16 protein-coding genes are annotated in these 19,895 nt (G+C 67.4%); 5 read left to right on the top strand and 11 right to left on the bottom strand.

The window, feature by feature from the left end; genetic code table 11:
- The first annotated feature begins 26 nt into the window (after positions 1-26).
- The 5 genes from hemH to BA022_RS19270 all read left to right on the top strand — a co-directional run bounded on the left by hemH (position 27) and on the right by BA022_RS19270 (position 6,017).
- On the top strand, positions 27-1,085 hold the full coding sequence (gene hemH, locus BA022_RS03025; RefSeq protein WP_088886517.1) for a ferrochelatase: 1,059 nt from the start codon (positions 27-29) through the stop codon (positions 1,083-1,085).
- A complete protein-coding gene (locus BA022_RS03020; protein WP_088886516.1) occupies positions 1,082-3,535 on the top strand; it encodes a Lon protease family protein in 2,454 nt (817 codons plus the stop codon). Before hemH ends, BA022_RS03020 begins: the two co-directional genes overlap by 4 nt.
- Positions 3,536-3,671: 136 nt before the next feature.
- Positions 3,672-4,625: a sulfurtransferase gene (locus BA022_RS03015; RefSeq protein WP_088886515.1), complete on the top strand. Its 954-nt coding sequence runs from the start codon at positions 3,672-3,674 to the stop codon at positions 4,623-4,625.
- A gap of 107 nt (positions 4,626-4,732) precedes the next feature.
- Entirely contained in the window at positions 4,733-5,830 is a 1,098-nt protein-coding gene (locus tag BA022_RS03010; protein ID WP_088886514.1) for a YeeE/YedE thiosulfate transporter family protein, read from the top strand.
- A gap of 19 nt (positions 5,831-5,849) precedes the next feature.
- On the top strand, positions 5,850-6,017 hold the full coding sequence (locus BA022_RS19270; protein ID WP_011804920.1) for a hypothetical protein: 168 nt from the start codon (positions 5,850-5,852) through the stop codon (positions 6,015-6,017).
- A 70-nt stretch (positions 6,018-6,087) separates the two neighbouring features.
- Here the strand turns inward: BA022_RS19270 and BA022_RS03005 are convergent, their stop codons facing one another.
- The 11 genes from BA022_RS03005 to BA022_RS02955 form a co-directional block, all read right to left on the bottom strand.
- A complete protein-coding gene (locus BA022_RS03005) occupies positions 6,088-7,047 on the bottom strand; it encodes a rhodanese-like domain-containing protein (protein WP_088886513.1) in 960 nt (319 codons plus the stop codon).
- 162 nt (positions 7,048-7,209) lie between these two features.
- Positions 7,210-8,088, bottom strand: a complete 879-nt coding sequence (locus BA022_RS03000; RefSeq protein WP_088886512.1) for an alpha/beta fold hydrolase — start codon at positions 8,086-8,088, stop codon at positions 7,210-7,212.
- Between the two features lie 45 nt (positions 8,089-8,133).
- Positions 8,134-9,261, bottom strand: coding sequence for an ABC transporter substrate-binding protein (locus tag BA022_RS02995; RefSeq protein WP_088886511.1), 1,128 nt, complete (start codon positions 9,259-9,261; stop codon positions 8,134-8,136).
- Between the two features lie 103 nt (positions 9,262-9,364).
- Positions 9,365-11,545 carry a 3-hydroxybutyrate oligomer hydrolase family protein gene (locus tag BA022_RS02990; RefSeq protein ID WP_088886510.1) on the bottom strand — a complete coding sequence of 727 codons (2,181 nt, stop codon included), beginning with the start codon at positions 11,543-11,545 and terminating at the stop codon, positions 9,365-9,367.
- Positions 11,546-11,596: 51 nt separating this feature from the next.
- Entirely contained in the window at positions 11,597-12,664 is a 1,068-nt protein-coding gene (locus BA022_RS02985) for a branched-chain amino acid ABC transporter permease (RefSeq protein ID WP_088886509.1), read from the bottom strand.
- Positions 12,665-12,675: 11 nt separating this feature from the next.
- Positions 12,676-13,701, bottom strand: a complete 1,026-nt coding sequence (locus BA022_RS02980) for a branched-chain amino acid ABC transporter permease (protein ID WP_088886508.1) — start codon at positions 13,699-13,701, stop codon at positions 12,676-12,678.
- A 32-nt stretch (positions 13,702-13,733) separates the two neighbouring features.
- The gene (locus BA022_RS02975) at positions 13,734-14,459 is read right to left on the bottom strand and encodes an ABC transporter ATP-binding protein (RefSeq protein WP_015913546.1); all 726 of its coding nucleotides are present in this window, start codon (positions 14,457-14,459) and stop codon (positions 13,734-13,736) included.
- Positions 14,456-15,238, bottom strand: coding sequence for an ABC transporter ATP-binding protein (locus BA022_RS02970; protein ID WP_088886507.1), 783 nt, complete (start codon positions 15,236-15,238; stop codon positions 14,456-14,458). The genes BA022_RS02975 and BA022_RS02970 overlap by 4 nt, the downstream gene beginning before the upstream one ends.
- Before the next feature lie 39 nt (positions 15,239-15,277).
- The gene (locus BA022_RS02965) at positions 15,278-16,798 is read right to left on the bottom strand and encodes an extracellular catalytic domain type 2 short-chain-length polyhydroxyalkanoate depolymerase (RefSeq protein WP_088886506.1); all 1,521 of its coding nucleotides are present in this window, start codon (positions 16,796-16,798) and stop codon (positions 15,278-15,280) included.
- 131 nt (positions 16,799-16,929) lie between these two features.
- Complete coding sequence (locus tag BA022_RS02960) at positions 16,930-18,129, bottom strand: substrate-binding domain-containing protein (protein WP_088886505.1); 1,200 nt, start codon at positions 18,127-18,129, stop codon at positions 16,930-16,932.
- 190 nt (positions 18,130-18,319) lie between these two features.
- Positions 18,320-19,834 carry a sigma-54 interaction domain-containing protein gene (locus tag BA022_RS02955; RefSeq protein ID WP_088888499.1) on the bottom strand — a complete coding sequence of 505 codons (1,515 nt, stop codon included), beginning with the start codon at positions 19,832-19,834 and terminating at the stop codon, positions 18,320-18,322.
- Between the last annotated feature and the right edge of the window lie 61 nt (positions 19,835-19,895).

Below are 19,895 nucleotides of genomic sequence, written 5' to 3'. Positions count from 1 at the left end.
CGCCCGGCATTTGCCACAATCACCGCATGCCCGCCTCGCCTTCTCACCATGCCGCCCAGACGGCCTCAGCCTCTTCGATCCAGACCGCCGCAGCACGCGAAAGCACCGCCATTCTGCTGTGCAACCTGGGCACGCCAGACGCCCCCACCGCACCGGCGCTGCGCCGCTATCTGGCGCAGTTCCTGGGCGACCCGCGGGTGGTGGAAATTCCGCGGGCGCTGTGGCTGCCACTGCTGTACGGGATCATCCTGCGCACGCGGCCGGCCAAGTCGGCCGCCAAGTACGCCAGCATCTGGACGGAAGAAGGCTCCCCGCTCGCCGTATGGACGGCCAAGCAGGCGGTGATGCTGCGCGGCTGGCTGGGCGAGGCCGACCAGCCGGTGCGTGTACTGCCCGCCATGCGCTACGGTCAGCCGGCCATTGGTGCGCAGCTGCAGGTGCTGCAGGACGCCGGCGTGTGCCGCGTGCTGGTGCTGCCGCTGTACCCGCAGTACTCGGCCACGACCACCGCCAGCGTGTTCGACGACGTGGCCGCGTGGGTGCGCCGCTCGCGTTGCTTTCCCGAGCTGCGCTTCGTGAACGACTACCACGACCACCCGGACTACATTGCCGCGCTGGCCCAATCGGTGCGCGCGCACTGGCAGCGCGAGGGCGGCCCGGCGGACAAGCTGGTGATGAGTTTTCACGGCATTCCCGAACGCAATGTGCGATTGGGCGACCCCTACGCGGAGCAATGCCGCAACACGGCCCGGCTGCTCGCGCAGGCGCTGGGGCTGGGCGAAGACCGGTACCTGCTGACCTTCCAGTCGCGCTTTGGCAAGGCCCGCTGGCTGGAGCCCTACACCGAACCCTCGCTGGTGGCGCTGGCACAGGGCGGCACGCGCCGCGTGGACGTGATGTGCCCAGGCTTCACCAGCGACTGCCTGGAAACGCTGGAGGAGATCAACCAGGAGGCACGCGAGGCCTTCCTGCACGCAGGCGGCCAGGACTTCCGCTACATCCCCTGCCTGAACGACAACCCCGCCTGGATCACCGCCTTGAGCCGCATTGCACAACAGCACCTGGCGGGCTGGAGCCAGCCATGAGCGCGCCCTGCACGGCACTCGCACCCGGCCAGCTGCGCCTGAGCATCCGCCCCGAGAGCCTGGGCTTTGACGATACGCGCGCGCTGGTGGCCGAGCCCCTGCCGTGGATCGGCCAGCAGCGCGCGTTCGATGCGGCCCGGTTCGGGCTGACCATGCAACAGCCCGACTACCACCTGTTCGTGCTGGGCGAGGTCGGCAGCGGCCGTGCCTCCCTGATGCGCCAGGCCATGGACGAAGCGGCCGCCAGCCGGCCCGTGCCGCCGGACCTGTGCTTTCTGCACGATTTCGACGCACCCGAACGTCCACGCGCCCTGCGCCTGCCCGCGGGCCAGGGGCGCCAGCTGCGCGACCAGATGGCGAGCTGGAGCCGCCAGCTGGAGGCGGAGATCCCCAAGCGCCTGGCTGCGCCGGACGTGAAGAACGAGCGCGAGCGCATCCACAAGCGCTACCAGAGCGACGAGGCGCGCGCCTTCAGCCAGTTGGCCGACTTCGCGCGTGCACGGCGGTTTCGCCTGTCGCGTGAACAGGGGCAGATGGTGTTCACCCTGCTGGGCCCGGGCGGCGAGCCGCTGACGGAGGCCGATGGCGCAGCGCTCGGCGCACCCGAGCGCGCCGCCATCGAGCTGGCCGAGCAGGAGCTGCGCACGGAGATCGTGCGCTTCCTGGAACAGACCCGCCCGCTGGAGCGCGCGCGCGACGATGCGCTGGCGCAGCTTCTGCGCCAGAGCGCCGGCCCGCTGGTGACGCACGGTCTGGACGACATCCGCCAGGGCCTGCGCAAGCAGATCAAGGACGCGGTCAAGCTGGGACGCTGGCTCGACCAGGTGCAGCGCGAGGTGCTCGACGACCTTGAGCTCTTCGTGCCTCACGAAGGCGAGCAGCCCGACGATCCGCAGGAAGAGGAACGCCGCGACCAACTGGCCAACCTGCTGGCGCTGTGCCAGGTGAACTTGGCGGTGGACAACGCTTCCCTGAAGGGCGCGCCAGTGGTGGTCGAAGACAACCCGCAGCTGCGCAACCTGTTCGGCCACATCCAGTACGAATCCGGGGAAGACGCGCCGTATGCCGATTTCTCCAGCATCCACGCCGGCGGCCTGCTGCGTGCGCACGGCGGCTACCTGATGCTGTTCCTGCGCGACCTGCTGGGCGATACGCCGCTGTGGGAACGGCTGCGCCGCTTCCTGCGCTGCAGCCGCCTGGCGGTCGAGGACACGGCCGCCAGCCATGGCGGTGGTGGGCCGACAGTGGCGCTGCAGCCCGAGGGCGTGGATGTGGACGTCAAGCTCGTGCTGATCGGCACCGCCGTCGAGTATTACGTGCTGCAGGAGGGCGACGAAGACCTGGCGCAGCGCTTTCGCGTGAAGGTGGATTTTGCCGAGCGCTTCACCGCCAGCGCCCAGACGCATTACGCCAGCGCCGTGTTCATCGCGCGCGCGTGCGCCCGCCGCGGCCTGCCGCACTGCAGCGCCGCGGCCGTGGCCCGCCTGCTGGAATTCACCCACCGCGAGGCCGACGACCAGTCGCGCCAGAGCGCGCGCTTTTCCCTGCTGGAAGCCCTGCTGCTCGAAAGCGCGGCCCAGGCACGGGCACGCGGCGCGGCGCTGACCGATGCGGCCGATGTGGAAGCCGCGCTGATCGCCAAGCGCCAGCGCCACAACGCCCCCGAGGAGGCATTGCACGAATCGATTGCCGAGGGCGAGTTGCTTATCACGCTGGACGGCACGCGCGTCGGCCAGTTGAATGCGCTCACGCAGATCGACCTGGGCGACTACCGCTTCGGCTTTCCGGTGCGCATCACCGCGCGCACGCATGCGGGCCAGGAAGGCCTGGTCAACATCGAGCGCGAGGTCGAGCTGTCCGGCCCGATCCACGACAAGGGCGTGCTCATCCTGCACAGTTATTTCAGCGCGCTGTTCGGACACCTGGCGCCGCTGGCGCTCAACGCGTCCATCGTGCTGGAGCAGGAGTACAGCGGCATTGAGGGCGACTCGGCCTCCTGCGCCGAGCTGTATACCCTGCTGTCGTCGCTGTCGGGCCTGCCGCTGCGCCAGGACATCGCGGTCACCGGCGCGCTCAACCAGCACGGTGAGGTGCTGCCCGTGGGCGGGCTGAACGAGAAGATCGAGGGCTGGTTCCGCGTGTGCGCGCACGCGGGCCTGACCGGCACGCAGGGAGTGCTAATTCCGGCCCGCAACCAGCGCCACCTGATGCTCTCGCCCGCCGTGGTGGATGCGGTCGCGGCGGGGCGCTTTCACGTCTATACGGCGCAGCACGTCAGCGAGGGCATTGCGCTGCTCACTGGTACGCACGCGGGCCTCACCCCCGGCGAGCCGTGGGAAGGCAGCGTGCGGGCGCGCGCCGAAAGCACGCTGCTGGCCTACCGCCGCGCGTGGCAGGCCATGGCGCTGGGGCGGCGGCGCGTGCCGCGCAGGCTCGGCAGCGGCCTCTGAAAGCCGCCCGGCGCCGCGGTGGGCCGGGCCTGGCTTATCCATATTGGCTATAAGAACAATCCGATTCTGTCGTTGATGAGGCTCAAGGGCGCGGGACAATGACGCCCTTCCCTGAACGACTGTTTTCGAGATCGCCATGAAAAAACTGCTCGCCCTCGCAGTATTCGCCACGGCCGCCCATGTGGCCCCTGCGGCGTGGGCAGCCCAGCCACTGCTGACGCCCGCCGAACTGAAGGCCCAGACAACGCAGGCCACGCCGCCGCGCGTGATCGACATCCGCGACCCCGCTAGCTACGGCGCCCAGCACATTCCGGGTGCGGTGAATGCCCCCTACGGCAAGTGGCGCGGCCCCGCCAGCAACCCGGGTGAACTGCCCGACCTGCCCCGGCTCACCGTGCTGGTGCAGTCGCTGGGGCTCACGCCCACCACGCATGCCGTGGTGGTCTCCACGGGCGCGGACCCGACGGACTTCGGCGCGGCGGCGCGCGTGTACTGGACGCTGAAGCTGCTGGGCCTCAAGGAACTCTCCATCCTCAATGGCGGCATGAAGGCCTGGGGCCAAGCCCAGCTTCCGTTGACGGCCGAGGTGCCACAGGTCGCGGCCAGCCAGTACACGCCCACGCTGGACACCCGCCTGCTGGCCACGCGCGAGGACGTGGGCCAGCACATTCGCCTGAGCAACGCCGCACTGGTGGATTCGCGCCCCGATGCCTTCTACCAGGGCAAGGTGCGTGCGCCAGCGGCCAAGGTGTCTGGCACCCTGCCGGGCGCACAGCAGCTGGACTTCAACCAGTGGTTCGTTCCCGGCACCTCCACCTTCGTGGATGCGGCGACGGCCCGGCAGATCGCCGCCAAGGTCAAGCGCGAACAGGGCCAGGACATGGTCGCGTTCTGCAATACCGGCCACTGGGCGGCCACCGACTGGTTCGGCCTGTCCGAAGTGGCGGGCCTGCCCGGCGTGAAGCTGTACGCCGGCTCCATGGTGGACTGGACCCAGTCCCAGGAGCCGCCGCTGATGGCGAACCAGCCCACCCGCGCCGAGGCCCTGGCCTACGACGCCAAGCAGTGGTGGGAACGCAAGCTCAAGTAAGCCAGCCCACTGCGCTGGGCACCTGACAGCTTCATAGTCAAATCGGCCTCTAGCGCTTGCCAGTAAAGCGCTAGCAGCTCACTTTTTTGAATCTCTGGCCCTCTTCCATGAAACGACTCCCTCTTGCGGCCCTGCTGGCCATTTTCTTGGGCTGGCTGCTGTGGACCGTGTCCGTGCGGCAAGCGGCCCTGTTCGCCGTAGGTCTGGGCCTGGGCGCGGTGCTGGCCGGCCAGCGCTTTGGCTTCACCACGGGCTGGCGCATGCTCATCGAGGACAAGGACGCCAGCGGCGTCATGGGCCAGCTGCTGCTGCTGGCACTGGCCGCCGCACTGGCCATGCCGCTGCTGGGCCACTTCCCTGAACTGACGGCCGCCCTGGGCCCACCCAGCGTGAGCCTGCTGGTCGGCGCCTTCGTGTTCGGGCTGTGCATGCAGATTGCCGACGGCTGCGGTAGCGGCACGCTGTACAAGGCGGGCCTGGGCATTCCGATGAACGCGGCGATCCTGCCGCTGTTCGCGCTCGGCAGTTTCCTGGGCTCGATGCACCTGGGCTTCTGGCTGGACCTCGGCCGCGCGCAGCCCGTCGGTTTGGTCAATCGCTTCGGTTGGCAACAGGCACTGTTGATCACGCTGGCGGTGCTGGCCGTGGTCGCGGTGGGGGTGCGCTGGTATGCGCGCCGGGCTCAGAGACCTCAAGGCACGCAGCCCCAGCCGCTGCTGGTGCGCAGGTGGATCGTGGGCGCCGTGCTGCTGGCGCTGCTGGCCACGCTGAACCTGGTGATCGCCGGCCAGCCTTGGGGTGTGGTGTACGGCTTTGGCCTGTGGGCGGCAAAACTCGCCCAGGCCAGCGGTGCCGCGGACCTGGCGGGCAACTGGTTCTGGAGCCAGCCCGGCAATGCCGCCCGTCTGCAGGAGACCGTGCTGCTGGACGTGACCAGCATCACCAACATCGGCATCCTCGGGGGCGCTCTGTGGGTGTCGGCCGGCAAGCCGGTCACGGCCAAGGCGCTGACGGGCACGCAATGGGCCGTGGCCCTGGTCGCGGGCCTGCTGCTGGGGTACAGCTCACGCCTGGCCTTCGGCTGCAACGTCGGCGCCATGCTGTCGGGCATCTCCACGGGCAGCCTCCACGGCTGGATCTGGGTGCCGCTGGCCTTCGCAGGAACGATCTTCGGCCTGCGCATCCGTCGCCATTTCGGCTTCTGAACACGAGGAGAGCTACGCCATGACACGACACACCACACTGCGCCTGGCCTTCTGGGCCGTGCTCGCCGCCTTCCTGGCCTGGGACTACAGCAACTCCGCCCCGGTGGACCTGCGCTTCGAGGCGCCGCTGATCGCAGCCGGCTCGGGCAAGGCCGCCTCGGGCGGGCATTGCTCCATGCCGGACTGACGTCCTTCTCCGCGCACAACGCAACAAGGCCTCCACACGGAGGCCTTGTTGCTTGGCGCGGCGAGCGGTCTCAGGGCGTATCGGCAGACGGCTTGGCGACCTCGAACCCGGCGTCCTGCCAGGCCTGCAGCCCGCCCAGCAGCGGGCGCACGTTGGAAAAGCCTGCGCGCTGTAGCTGGCGCGCCAGCCGGGCGGCCGATATCTCTGCCGGGCAGTCGCAATAGATGACCACGCCGTGCGGATGCGCGTCGTGCGGCAATAGATGGGCGTGGGGTGCTGCCGCGTCCCGGGGGCGCAGCTCCCACGCCTGGGCGCCAGGAATATGGCCCGCGCTGTAGGCCTGACCCGTGCGCACATCGATCACCGTGGGCATGACCCCCTGGGCCTGCATGCCGCGCAACTCCTGCACCGACACGCGAGGCATCTTCAGCGAGCGCACCGTGCGCTGGCGCTGCCACCACTTGCGCAGAATGAACACGCCCAGGCCCACCGCCAGCAATACCAATCCCCCCTGGCCCAGCGCTGTGAGCACGGCCAGCAGGTCCTCGACCGTGGTGCTGAACAGCGATCCCAGCAACACTGCCGAGCCCACCCAGATCAACGCGCCCAGCGTGTCGTACAGCACGAAGACCGACCGCGGCGTGCCCACCACACCCGCAAGCGCGCTGGCGATCGACGCAAAGCCTGGAACGAACTTGGCAATCAGCAGCGACTTGGGGCCCCAGCGGCCGTAGAGCGATTCCGTCTGGCGGATGCAGGCATCGGGCGACAGCGAAATGCGGCAGATGCGCCCCAGCACACGATGGCCGTAGGATTTGCCGGCCTGGTACCACAGCAGGTCGGCAATGAGCGCGGCCGCCACGGCCAACAGCACGATGCGTGCGCCGTGCTGCCAGTCGTCGCCCGCCACCGCGCCGGTGACCACCAGCACTGGATAGGCGGGAATGGGCGCACCCAGCTGCTCGATCAGCACGTTCAGGAACACGACACCTAGGCCGTATTCGCGAATCAGATCCACCAGAAAACCCATGTCGCGGTTCCCTTCATGCCGTGCCGGCGTCGCCGCTGACGCCCAGGCAATGCAAGTCTCACATGCTAGCTGCAACGGCTGCGCCGAGTGAGACCTGAAATAAGGAAACTGCGTTGCGTGGATGGCAACAATGCAGGCACACCGCGCAAGCCGTGCGCCGCCTCACCCCTGCGCGGGCTGGCCCTGCAAAAAGCGCTGCACCCAGGCCAGTTGCTGCGGCACGTTGAGCGCGGGCGCGTGGCCGCAGCCCGGCACCTCGACCACCTCCAGCAGGCCGCGTGCGCCCGGGCCCCGGCGCTGCATCTCCTGCACCACCGCGGGCAGCACCAGGTCGGACTCGGCCCCGCGCAGGCACAGCACGGGAATGTCGAGCCGGTCGTAGTGCGGCCAGACGAGATAGTCGTTCTCATGCCGCGTGAACTGCTGCACCATGGCCGGGTCGTAGTGCGGGGTCACGCGCCCATCGGGCAGGCGGCGCAGCGAGGTCTCGGTGAGGCGCAGCCACTGCGCATCGCTGAGCCAGCCGAAGGGCGCGTAGGTGCGGCGAAAGAAGGCCTCCAGCTCCATCACGGTATCGAACTGGGGCGGCTGGCCCGCATAGGCTTTGATGCGCTCCAGCGCGGGGCCGGCCAGCTGCGGGGCATTGTCGTTGAGCACCAGGTGCGTGATGCGGCCGTGCAGGCGCGGCGCCAGCAGGCCGGCGGCGCACACGGTGCCGATGGCGCCGCCCATCGACGTACCCACCCACTGCACCCGCTGCACACCCAGCTGGTCCAGCAGCTCCTCCACAACGCATGCATAGAAAGCCAGCGTGTATTCGCGCTGCGGATCACGGCTCCACTGGCTCAGGCCGCGACCCAGGGTGTCGGGGCACAACACGCGCCAGCCATGGGCCGCCAGGTGTGCGGCCAGCTCGTCCATGTCGCGTCCGGTGCGTGCCAGGCCGTGCCAGGCTACCACCACCGGCGCGCCGGGCGCGCCCCAGTCGGTCAGGTGGATTTCATAGCCGGCGCAGCGCACGTAGCGCGAGACGAAGGACATGGTGCAGCCTTTGTGCAGGGAGAGTGTGATCGCCGCGGGCGCGCCTCACTTCATGAGCCGGCCGTTGCCCCCGATCACCGTGACCTCGACGAAGCGCGAGCCGACACGGTTGTTCGGCCCGTAGTTCAGCGTGACGCCACCCAGATCGAACCCCTGCAGCGACTCCAGTGCACGCAGCACGCGTGCCCTGGTAGGCTGCGGGCCGGCACGGCGCAGGGCCTCGACAAGGACCTTCGCGCCCAGGAAGGTCTCGAAGCTGGTGTAGTTGATCTCAGCCTCTGGCGCGTATTTCTTGAGCAACTGCTGATACTCGCGCACCACGGGCAATTGAGGCCGGTAGGGGTACGGCACCACCTGGCTGATGGCCAGGCCGTGCGCGTTCTTCAGCCCCGCCAGCTTCACGATTTCGGCGGGGTCCACCACGGAGATGTTGAACAGCCGCGCGCCGCCGCCCTGCTCGCGGTAGCGCTTGGTGAATGCGGCAGCCGGCTTGTTGACGGCGATCATGATCACGGCTTGCGCATCCATGGCGCGGATGGTCTGCACGGCGGAGTCCACGTTGTCGGTGTTGCGCTCATAGCCGGCCGCGGCTACCAACTTGAGCTGGCGCCGCTCCAGCGCCGCCTCCACTCCGGCCAGGCCCGCCTTGCCGAAACCGTCGTCCTGGTACATGACGGCAATGCGCGTGATGCCCAGCGTGGCAAGCTGCTGCACCATGTGCTCGGCTTCATCGGCATAGCCCGCACGCACATGGAAGATCCAGGGGTTGAAGGGCGTGCGCAGCACCTCGCCGCCCGTGTACGGCGCCACCAGGGCCCCACCGCCCTGCTCCAGCACCTTGTCGGCCAGCAACTGCGCAATGTTGGCCGTGCCGGCAAAGCCGAACAGGGCAACGACTTCAGGGTGGTCGAGCATGGCACGCGTCAGGCGCACGGTGTCGTCCACCTTGTAGCCATCGTCCTCCACCTGCAGGCGGATCTTGGCGCCATGCACGCCCCCCTGCGCGTTGACGGCGTCAAAGTACACCTTGCCGCCCAGCACCATCTGCTCGCCCGTGGACGCGAGCACGCCCGACAGCGGCGCCACCTGCCCGATCACCACCTCTGCGGCCGATGACGCAAGAGCCGCCAAAGACACCAGCAACCCGCCAACCCAACACCTCAGCTTGCGCATGCCCGTCCCTTCCTTTCGAAGCTCCAAACGCAGTCCCCACGCAGGGGCCCCGGCCCTGCCCCGGATGCCGGGGCACAGGCGGGGCCTGTTCAGCCGCGCAGCCTCAACGGGGCACGCTGATGGATGTGCCCACAAAGCCAATCTGGTCGGCGGCGGCGGGGCTCATGGCGAACGGCGGGACATTGGCTGCGGTAATGGCCGGCGCCGCTCCCGCGGTGCCGCCGCGCGGCGTGGTGCGCACGACCTGGTTTGCGGGCAGCGGGCCGCCGTTCTTCAGGTGCGCCCACATCACGTCCATGGCCTGGTTGAAGTACGGGTGCAGCGGCACGAAGCGCGTGTCGAAACCTGAGAAGGGCAGGAACGCATCGAAGTGCTGGCCGTTCATGACTTCCACGTAGCGCAGCTTGCTCGACGCGCCTTCCACAGCACGATTGAGCGCCGCATAGGCACGCGCGTTGTTGTTGACCGGCACCAGCGCATCGCTGCGGCCGGCGACGATGATCGCGGGCTTGCCGCGCAGGTTGGCGTTGTGCAGCACCTCGGCCACGCCGCTGCGCACGGCGTCGCTCTGCGCCTTGGTCGGCGTGCTGGCCGCCGTAAGGGCCGCACCGGTCACGGGGTCCTTGCCGCTGACCAGCGCATACTGGCACAGCGCGTTGTCCAGCCCGAAGTCCGCCACGCCGGTAGAGGGCGACACGGCGAAGGGCCAGGACTTGGCGCCTCCCACCGAGTCGTTGTAGATCACCGTGGCGGGCGTCCCATTGGCTGTGCCGTTCGCGGTGGCGGCGCTTTGGGCCAGCGCCGTGGGCGCGGCGGCAATCACGTCGCCCGTGGCATTGGCAGCGGCAAAGCTGGACCCGCACAGGTTGGCATCCGCGCCAAAGCGGCCATAGGCCATGGTGTACATGGCCGACAGGATGGGTCCGTTGCCCAGCGCATAGTGGGCGTTGTGCATGGTGTTGTTCTCGGCGTTCCAGCCATAGGCACGCAGCTTGGCCAGGGCGTCGGCCGCACGCTCCTCCGTGGTGGCGCCACTCACCAGGCCTTTGGCCGCCAGGCCGTCGCAGCGTGCCGTGGCGCGCGCAGTCATGGCAGTGAGGGCGATGTAGTTGTAGATCGATGTCTCGTTGATGGCCGCGTCGGCCGCCAGCGCGGCGCAGGGCTGGTAGATGTTGCCCCAGGTGGTGTACTCGGCCAGGGTCTTGCCGTAGCCAGCGACCGCCGCGCCGTCGAACTGGATGCCATAGCCGGCGGCGGTGGGCATTTCGGTCACGGGCTCTGAAGCCACCACGCCGTCGATCAGGCCCTCGCCGTCCTGCTCGGCTGCGCGCAGCGAGGCGGCGCCGCCATTGGAGGCGGAGCCCGCGATCACCAGCGTGTTGCCCTTGGTGAACGGTACCGGATTGTCTGCCGTGCCATAGCGCGCATTCAGCACATACAGCGCATAGCGGCCTGCCGCCAACGTGTCCGCACCCCAATCCTTCTCGGGGTTTTGCTGTGAGTGCGCGTGCTTGATGGCAATGCGATTGGGGAAGGCCGCGTTGTACGCCGAGCGCACCGCATCCGTCAGATTGGCAGCAAAGAAGCTCAGCGCCCCCGCCGCCGTGCGCGTGGCGCGCGTGCCGTCGACCTTGTTGACCGTGTCGTCGGCCAGGTTGTGCAGGCCCACGCCCTTGCCGGCATCCGTCAGCGCGACGGCGCAGCCCTTCTTCAAGCCCCACTCCCCCGCCGTGCCGATGGCACCGTACACGCCGCGCGAACCGGACGAAGGGCCGAGCACGATGCAGGGGTTGCTGGTGTTGAAACTGTCGGGCACCTGCACGGCGATCACGGTTTGCTTGCGGCCGGAGCCATCGTCCAGCACAGCGAGGTATTCACGGCCTGGGATCAGACCTTCACTGGCGGTCACCTGGCCTTCGGCCGTGATGTTGGGGCCGTACAGCGTGCCATAGCCGCCCTTGGCCGTGTAGTCCAGGATGCCGCGGTAGTTGGAAAACAGCGCATTGCGGCGCAGTTCCGCCGCCGTGGGGTTGGCCGGGTCGGCATAGGCGGGCGCGGCCGCGGCGCCCAGGCCCGTTTTGCCAATACCGCCCGTCAGCAGGTCCTGGGTAGCCGCTGTGGTGCCCGTGCCTACGGTCGTGGCCGGGTACACCGTGGCGCTGATTTCTTTGATGCCTTGGGGCAGATCGTTGGACGGATCCGATCCGCCGCCACAGGCCACCAGCGTGGCCCCCGCCAGCGCCGTCAGCGCCCAACGCACCGTCACTCGTTCATTCACTCGCATGTTGTCTCCTAAGGTTGTGGTAATGGCAGTACGAGAAAAAACGCGCACCCATCAAGGCGGGGCACACAGGGAACGCAGGCGCCCCACCACACCGGTGGGGAAGTAATAGACCGAGAGCACGAACAGCAGGCCCAGCCACAGCAGCCAGCGGTCGGGCGACAGGAGTGCGGCCAGCCAGGAAAGACCAGAGGCAGCCTCATGGGCAACGCCCAACAGGTCCTGCAGGTAGCTTTGCGCCACCACGAAGAGCACGGAGCCGATCACGGCACCATAGATCGTGCCCATGCCACCGATCACGACGATGAGCAGGCAGTCCATCATGATCTCGAAGCTGAGCGACGTGTCCGGCCCGTTGTAGCGCAGCCAGAGTGCCAGCATCGCACCCGCCGCACAGGCGAACAGCGCGGACAGCACGCTGGACAGCGTGCGGTACACCACCACGCGATAGCCGATGGCCTCGGCACGGAACTCGTTCTCGCGGATGGCCTGCAGCACACGGCCAAAGGGCGAGTTCACGATGCGCAGCAGAGCCAGCACCAGCACCACAGCCGTGACGAACAGCAGGTAGTAGGTGATGAGGCGCCCGTCGATCAGCACCCCCAGCACCTCGTCCTCGAAGGGCTCAAAGCTGGGCGACAGCCACGCGGGCAGCTTGAAGGTCAGGCCGTCCTCGCCGCCCGTCCAGTCCGAAAGCTGCGAAGCCAGCGTCTGGAACGCCGCCGCCACGGCCAGCGTGATCATGGCGAAAAAGATGGCGCGCACGCGCAGCGAGAACAATCCGATCGCCAGCGCCAGCAGCAATGACAGCAGCAGCGCGCACCCCAGCCCCAAGGCCAGCGCGCCCCATGTAGCACCCAGGCGGCTGGTGGCGATGGCGATGCCGTAGGCGCCGATGCCGAAGAACATGGTGTGCGCAAAGCTCACGATGCCCGTGTAGCCCAGCAGCAGGTCGAAGCTGGCGACCAGCACCACGAACACCAGCACCTTGGCCGCCACGTTGAGCGCCTTCACGCCCGCAAAGGCGAACGGCGCCACGGCGAGCCCCAGCAGGCAGGCCATGAGCAGCACAGCCAGCACCTTGCTGCGGGGATAGTCGCCGGAGAGGAGCCGGTTCAGCATCGACGCGCTCCTCAACGGTTGGCCACCGGGTACACGCCCTGCGGCCGCCACAGCAGGATGGCGACCATGAGCGCGATGTTGGAGAACAGCGCCACCTTCGGCAGCAGGAAGCCCGTGTAGTTGGCCATCAGGCCCACGAGCAACGCACCGATCAGCGCACCACCCGTGCTGCCCAGTCCCCCAATGATGATCACGATGAAGATCAGCACGTTCACCTGGGCCCCCATCTGCGGCACCACGTTCTGCTGGTACAGCCCCCACATCACGCCGCCCAGCCCCGCCAGCGCGCTGCCAGCCACGAACACGCCCACGAACAGCCGCCGCACGCCGTAGCCCAGGCTCTCGACCATCTCGCGGTCCTGCACGCCGGCGCGGATCAACAGGCCCAGCTTGGTGCGCGCAAGGGTCCACGCCAGCAGCGCGAACACCGCCAGCCCCACGCCAACGGCCAGCACGCGGTACTTTTCCACGGCCGCCTCGCCGACGAGCCACGCGCCCCGCATGGCCTCGGGCAACGGCAGCGGAATCTGCTGTGGTCCCCAGATGACTTTGATCAACTCCTCGCCGATGATCATCCCGCCCATGGTGATGAGGATCTGCTTGAGATGCTGGCCGTACACGGGGCGCACGATCAGGCGCTCGAATGCCAGGCCCACCGCGCCGGCCACCAGCATGGCGACGGCCATGGCGGGCAGCACGGCCACCAGGTTGCGCCACAGCGCGGCCGACCCAGTCCAGTCGCTCATCGCGCCCAGCACGCTGGTGGCGACAAACGCGCCCAGCGCGATGAACACGCCATGGCCGAAATTCAGCACGTCCATGAGCCCGAACACCAGCGTGAGGCCGGAGGCGATGATGAAGATGATCATGCCCATGGCCAGCCCCGCAACCGTGAGGGTGAGCCAGGTGCTGGCCGATCCGATGAAGGGCAGCACCGCGATCGCCAGCAGCGGTACCAGCGCCAGGGGTGTCCAGTCGATGGCTATTGCGCCCCGCCCGGTCGCTTCACTTTTAATAGCTACTCGCGCTTGCTGCATGGGCGCTACAGGCCGATTTGATTCATAACCACTCATAACGACAGCCCCAGCAGCGACTGCTGCAACGCCTCGTCCTCTGCCAATGCGGCCATGGGGCCGGCATGCACCACTACACCGTTGTCCATCACCGCCACCTGGTCGCCCAGGCGCTGGGCGAAGTGCAGGTTCTGCTCCACCAGCAGGATGGTGGTGCCGCTGGCCTTGAGCTGGGCGAAGGCGTCGATCATGTTGTTGACGATGGCGGGCGCCAGTCCCTTGCTGGGTTCATCCACGATGAGCAACTCGCGCGGCTCCACGATGGCGCGTGCCACGGCCACCATCTGCTTTTGCCCGCCGCTGAGCTTGCCCGCGGGGTGATTCCAGAACTTTTCCACGGCGGGAAAGAGCCGGAAGATCCACTCCAGCCGCGCGCTGTCCATCTGCGCCGCGGTGCGCGCGCCACGCGCGGCCAGCAGCAGGTTTTCCTTCACCGTCAGGTCGGCAAAGATGCCCATGTTCTCGGGTACGTAGGCAATGCCCTGCTGGGCAATGCGCGGCGTCTCCCAGGCCGCGATGCCCTGGCCGCCGAAGGTGATGGTCCCGGCGCTGGCGCGCCACAGACCCATGATGGTGCGCAGGGTCGTCGTCTTGCCCGCGCCGTTGCGCCCCAGCAGCAGCGTGAGCTGCCCGCGGGGCACGGCCAAATCAACGCCATGCAGGATGTGATATGCCCCGATGTGCGTGTGCACGCCGGACAGCTTCAGCAGCGGTGCGCTCATGCCTCAGCCTCCGCAGCCGACGCCGCCGTGCCCAGGTAGGCCTGCTGCACGATCGGCGACGCGATCACTGCGGCGGGCTCGCCGTCCGCGACGAGCACGCCGTTGTGCAGCACGATGATGCGGTCGGCCAGCTCGCGCACCACGTCCATCTTGTGCTCGACCAGCAGGATGGTCTTGGTCTTGTCTTTCTTGAGCGCGCGTATCAGGTCCAGGATCACGGGGGCCTCGTCATGGCCCATGCCAGCCGTGGGCTCGTCGAACATGTAGACCTGCGGGTCCAGCGCCATGAGCAGCGCCACCTCCAGCTTGCGCTGGTCCCCATGCGGCAGGCTGGCGACCGGCATGTCCTGGCGGTCGGCCAAGGCCACGGCATGCAGGATGCCCTGCGCACGGGTGGTGAGTGCGGCGTGGTCGCTCCAGATGCTCCACAGGTTGAGGCCGCGCCGGTGCCGCCCGGGCTGCGCAGCCTGCACGGCCAGGCGCACGTTCTCCAGCACCGACAGGTGTGGAAACAGATTGGTGAGCTGGAACGCCCTGCCCAGGCCGGCGCGCGTGCGCGCAGAAGGCGGCAGGCCCGTGAGGTCCTGGCCATGGAGCGACACGCGACCTGCCGTCGCCTTGAGCTGGCCCGAGATCAGGTTGAAGTACGTGGTCTTGCCCGCGCCATTGGGCCCCACGATGGCCGTGAGCGTGCCCTGCGCGAAGGCACAGGTCACGGCGTTCACCGCCACATGCCCGCCGAAGCGGATCGTCAGGTCCTGGGTGGCCAAGGCGCTCATGGGTGCGTACTTGTGTGCCAATGCCGCGGTCGGTGCGCGTCAGGGGCAGGTGCCGATCACGTAGTAATTGGTGGCTGTCTGCTTGAGCGTGGTGGTCACGAACACGTTCCACAGCCCCATGCTCTGGCCGGAGCCATTGGCGTAGGTGTAGCCGCCCTGCTGGTAGGCGCGCCCCGCTTGTGTGTGCGCATAGTTGCTGGCTGTGGTGCAGGTGCCAGGGGACTGCGTGGGCGCGAGCGTGGTGCCGTTCACGGCGTTCGACGCATCACCCTCTGCGCCGTTGGCATCCACCGCACGCACCGCCCAGCTGTAGGTGGTGGAAGCGGTCAGCGCCGAGTCGGTATAGCTGGTGGCGTAGACGGTAAGGGCGTTGGCTTTGTTGCCGTTGCGGTAGACGTTGTAGCCGTTGGCGCCAGCCACGGCATTCCAGGCCAGGTTCATGCTTGTGGCGGTGGCGCCCGACGCGCTGAGACCGGTGGGCGCTGGCAGGACCGGATCGGTGGGCGGTGGGGTGCCGCCGCCGTCGCCCGAACCTGCACCGGAAGCGATGCGATCCACCATGGCCTTGATCGCGGCCATCTGCGCGCCGCTCTTTTGCGCGAAATTGCCGCCGTACCAGCCGATCCAGTCCCAGCAGGCGTTGGGGTTGGCCAGCGATCCGCTCTTGGCGGTGCTGCGGCTGGTGTTGTCGATCCGGGTCTGCGGGAACAGCAGGATGATCTGGTTGGTATCGGCCCAGCGGCTATAGCCGGTGTTCTTGACGAACTTGTCGCCGATCTTGTCGGTGCTCTGCTGGCAACCGTGCAGCACGACGTGCAGCTTGCACTGCGCGCCGTTGGCGCAGCTTGCGGGCACGTACAGCCAGGCGTTGGCGGCCATGCCCGGGTTGCCTGCGGTATAGGCGCTTTGATCGAACTCGATGTAGTTGGCTGCCGCAGGGGCGTTGTTGCGCGCATTCAGCGCGCCATAGAAATGTGAGAGCACCGCTCCCGCGCCGTCATAACCGCAGTTGCTGATGAAGGGCGAGGTGCTGCTGCTGCATGCGTTGTTGCCCGTGCTGTCAAAGTCGGTGGGCAGCACATGCGCGGTCCCGCTGCGCTTGACGTACGTGATGTTGCCCGCGGGCACCCCATTGTTGAGGTACTGGGTCTGCAGCGCATCGGTCAGGTTGGGCCCCACGGTGTAGTCGCTGGTGCCCGTGAAGATGTAGATCTTCTGAGCAGCAATGCCGGACTTGCCATCGATGGTGCCGTTGGCGCTGTAGCTGTCGATGCTGCCCTGCATCGCGCTCTGCTGGCTGGCGCTGATGCTGGCGTTGTACATGCAGGCCGTGTAGTTGTTGTGGCCCGCGCACATGTACGGCCCCGCGGCAAAGATGCCCACGCCCATGAAGGTGGACGAGTACGCATTGCCAAGCTGGTTGGCCATGAAGCCGCCTGAGGACAGCCCTGAAACGCTGATCTTGCCCGTGTCGATGTTGTACTGGCCCAGCGGCGCCGCCGCCTGCGCCATGCCGGCGGATGCCAACGCAGCAGCGAGCAGAAAACGATGGAATGGCATGCTTTTGTCTCCTGTCAAAGGGGCGCGGTGTGCGCAAGTCCGCCCCGTGTGGCCCGGGGTTCATCGAGGAATACAAACGACGTGTGGGCGGCCGGGCGAGGCTTCGCCGGCGCGCCCTGCACGGTGGGCAATCAGCGCTTGTTGCGGATCGGTACCTGCATCTCTTGCGGCTTGATCTCGCGCACCAGTTCGGGTACGCCCCACGCAAACGCCGGGTCGTTCTTGATGCGGAAGTGGTACATGCTCTGCATGGCTTGGTGGTCTTCCTTGCGGAAGGTCATGGTGCCCTTCGGCGTATCGAAGCTCATGCCCTCCATCGCCTTGATGAGCGTATTGGTCTTCGTGTCGCCGCCGGTCTTCTTCAGCGCCGTCACGATCGCCATAGCGGCCGAGAAACCACCGGCCGTGAAGAAGTCTGGCGGCGTCTTGAATTGCTTGTAGTGCATGGACACCAATGCCTCGTTCACCGGGTTCGTCGGGATGCCGAAGTAGTAATACGTGGCGCCTTCCATGCCCGGCATGCCCTTGAACGCCGCCATCGCCGGCAGGATGTTGCCGCCCGTGGCAATCTCGATGCCGTAGCGCTTGAGATCCATGTCGTTGATCTTGAACGGGTTGCCCGCCCCGGCCCACAGCACCCAGATCACCTTCTTGCCCGGCTGGTCCTTGAGCCGGTCTATCAGGCGCTGCGCGCCCGCGGTGAAGTCGGTGGTGGCCGCGGGCAGGTATTCCTCATGCACCAGCTTGGCTGTCTTGATGGCGTCCTTGAACGCCTTGACACCGTCGCGGCCAAAGGCGTTGTCCTGCGCCAGGGTGGCGATGAGGGTGCCGGGCTTGTCGATGGCGACGGCGTTGCCGATCGCGTCCTGGCTGGAATTGCGGCCCGTGCGGAAGATGTACTTGTTCCACTTGTCACCGGTGATCGAGTCCGCCACCGCGGGCTCAACCAACAGGATCTTCTTGTATTCCTCTGCTACCGGCAGCATGGCCAGCGCCACGCCCGAGGCGCTGGGGCCCACCGCCAGGTCCGCCTTATCGTCGGAATACGCCGTTGCCAGCTGGCTCTTGCCCAGGTCTGGCTTGCCCTGGTCATCCTTCTCGATCACCACGAGCTTCTTGCCCGCCACCGCCATGGTCCCACCAGTGGCGTAATCCAGCCCCATCATCAACCCTGCCTGCGTCTGCTTGCCATAGGCTTCGAGCGGCCCGGTCTTGCTATAGACATGGGCGATGCGAATCTCGGACTGGGCCAGCGCCAACGGCGCGGTCAGAGCGGCCGCCAGGGCTGCGGCCAGGCCGCCGGCCCGCGCCGCGAGGCTGCGATGGTGCATGCGTGTCTCCTCTTTTGGGTATGACAAAAACATTGCACGCACCATGCCAGGGCGCAAGTGGCCCGACATGGTCGCCGGACAGATCACCAGACGTCACTTCGGCGACATTTTTCGCGAATTTCCAGCCGCTGCGGTTTTCTTGACTAATTTACAGACAAATTGAATGCCTTAATTTCAGGCATTTGTCTATTTATTTATCAGGGTTAGCCAAGGGCTGCCCCATCCGTTCGTAGAGCGTGGCACGGGAGATGCCCAGGTGCCGCGCCGTGGCGAGCTTGTTGCCACCATGCAATGACAGCGCTGCAGCTATGGCGCGGCGCTCCAACTCTGCCACCTGCACGGCCAATGGGCGCAGCAGCGCCGCGCCATCGTCGCCGGTAGAAACCCCGCCCGCATCGGGTGTGGGCGCTGCGGGTTCGACGCCGCTTTCGCGCAGCACCTGACGCAATTGCTCTGCATCGACGGTCAGCGTTTCGCTGCGCATGGCAGCCTGCTCCAGTACGTTGCGCAGTTCGCGGATGTTTCCGCGCCATGCCTGCGCGCCCAGCAGGGCCAGTGCATCGGGCAGCAGCTCGGGCGGGGCGATGCCATTGCGCAGAGCCAGGTCGTCGGCCAGTGCCTCCACCAGGGCCGGGATGTCGCCACGCCGCTCCCGCAGCGGTGGCACGCGGATGGGCAGCACATGCAGGCGATAGAAGAGGTCTTCGCGGAACAGGCCGTCGCGCACCAGCGCGGCCAAGTCGCGCGAAGTGGCGGCTACCACGCGCACGTCGAACGGCACGAGCTGATTGGAACCCAGGGGCTCGATTTCACCTTCCTGCAGGGCGCGCAGCAGCTTGGCCTGCAGATTGGAGGGCATGTCACCGATCTCGTCGAGGAACAACGTGCCCCCGTCGGCCAGCTTGAATTTGCCCTCCCGACCCCGCACGCTGGCACCGGTGTAGGCACCGGGGGCTACACCAAAGAACTCTGCCTCCAGCAATGTGTCGGGCACGGCGGCGATATTGACGCTCACGAAGGGACCTTGTGCCCGCGTGGAAGCCGCGTGGATGGCATGGGCCAGCAGCTCCTTGCCCGTGCCGGTTTCGCCCAACAGCAACACCGGACTCTGGGACTGGGCCGCGCGGCGCGCCTGGCGCTTCACCTCGGTGGCTGCGGGGCTGGCACCCACGAAGCTGGCGAACGTGTGCTTGGCACGGCGCACCCCCGGGCCGGCCACGGGCAGCCGGCTGCGCTGCGCGGCCAGCTCGCGCCGCGCATCGTCCAGCTCGCGCTGGAGTTGAGCAAACTTGGCAATCAGGGGCTGCAGCGTGGTTTCCGGATGGTCGAACAACACGATGCCAATGGCGCCGATCACGCGCCCATCATCCCCATGCAGGGGAATGCGGCTGACCACGAACGTGCCGGCCTTGTTCGTCAGCAGGTCCACCAGGACGGGCTGGCCCGTCTCCAGCACCTGGCGCATCTGGGTGTTGGGAATCACCTCCTCCACCATGCGGCCCACGAAGTCATGGACCGAATGCACGCCCAGGTCGGGCAGGAAGCGGCGGTAGCCCCCGTTGACCCACACGATGCGCCCGCTCAGGTCCACGAGGAACATGCCCTGGCTCATGGTGGAAAAGAGCTGGAACATGGAGCGCGCAGCCAGTTCCAGGATGCCCTGCGCATCCAGCGGCAAGGGCGAGGCGTCGGTATGCAGGGGCATGGTCGGATGGTAACGCCGGCGTTCGACGCCCATTGCAAATTAATAAGAACCATTCTCAACA

The organism is Diaphorobacter nitroreducens, from assembly GCF_002214645.1.
Classification (GTDB): domain Bacteria; phylum Pseudomonadota; class Gammaproteobacteria; order Burkholderiales; family Burkholderiaceae_C; genus Diaphorobacter; species Diaphorobacter nitroreducens.
The sequence above is the reverse complement of the archived record's forward strand: the minus strand, read 5'-3'. Positions and strand labels throughout refer to the sequence as shown.

Excerpts from the sequence above, each read along its gene's own strand:
- hemH (WP_088886517.1), top strand. The coding sequence starts at position 27 with ATGCCCGCCTCGCCTTCTCACCATGCCGCCCAGACGGCCTCAGCCTCT.
- BA022_RS03020 (WP_088886516.1), top strand. The coding sequence starts at position 1,082 with ATGAGCGCGCCCTGCACGGCACTCGCACCCGGCCAGCTGCGCCTGAGC.
- BA022_RS03015 (WP_088886515.1), top strand. The coding sequence starts at position 3,672 with ATGAAAAAACTGCTCGCCCTCGCAGTATTCGCCACGGCCGCCCATGTG.
- BA022_RS03010 (WP_088886514.1), top strand. The coding sequence starts at position 4,733 with ATGAAACGACTCCCTCTTGCGGCCCTGCTGGCCATTTTCTTGGGCTGG.
- BA022_RS19270 (WP_011804920.1), top strand. The coding sequence starts at position 5,850 with ATGACACGACACACCACACTGCGCCTGGCCTTCTGGGCCGTGCTCGCC.
- BA022_RS03005 (WP_088886513.1), bottom strand. The coding sequence starts at position 7,047 with ATGGGTTTTCTGGTGGATCTGATTCGCGAATACGGCCTAGGTGTCGTG.
- BA022_RS03000 (WP_088886512.1), bottom strand. The coding sequence starts at position 8,088 with ATGTCCTTCGTCTCGCGCTACGTGCGCTGCGCCGGCTATGAAATCCAC.
- BA022_RS02995 (WP_088886511.1), bottom strand. The coding sequence starts at position 9,261 with ATGCGCAAGCTGAGGTGTTGGGTTGGCGGGTTGCTGGTGTCTTTGGCG.
- BA022_RS02990 (WP_088886510.1), bottom strand. The coding sequence starts at position 11,545 with ATGCGAGTGAATGAACGAGTGACGGTGCGTTGGGCGCTGACGGCGCTG.
- BA022_RS02985 (WP_088886509.1), bottom strand. The coding sequence starts at position 12,664 with ATGCTGAACCGGCTCCTCTCCGGCGACTATCCCCGCAGCAAGGTGCTG.
- BA022_RS02980 (WP_088886508.1), bottom strand. The coding sequence starts at position 13,701 with ATGCAGCAAGCGCGAGTAGCTATTAAAAGTGAAGCGACCGGGCGGGGC.
- BA022_RS02975 (WP_015913546.1), bottom strand. The coding sequence starts at position 14,459 with ATGAGCGCACCGCTGCTGAAGCTGTCCGGCGTGCACACGCACATCGGG.
- BA022_RS02970 (WP_088886507.1), bottom strand. The coding sequence starts at position 15,238 with ATGAGCGCCTTGGCCACCCAGGACCTGACGATCCGCTTCGGCGGGCAT.
- BA022_RS02965 (WP_088886506.1), bottom strand. The coding sequence starts at position 16,798 with ATGCCATTCCATCGTTTTCTGCTCGCTGCTGCGTTGGCATCCGCCGGC.
- BA022_RS02960 (WP_088886505.1), bottom strand. The coding sequence starts at position 18,129 with ATGCACCATCGCAGCCTCGCGGCGCGGGCCGGCGGCCTGGCCGCAGCC.
- BA022_RS02955 (WP_088888499.1), bottom strand. The coding sequence starts at position 19,834 with ATGCCCCTGCATACCGACGCCTCGCCCTTGCCGCTGGATGCGCAGGGC.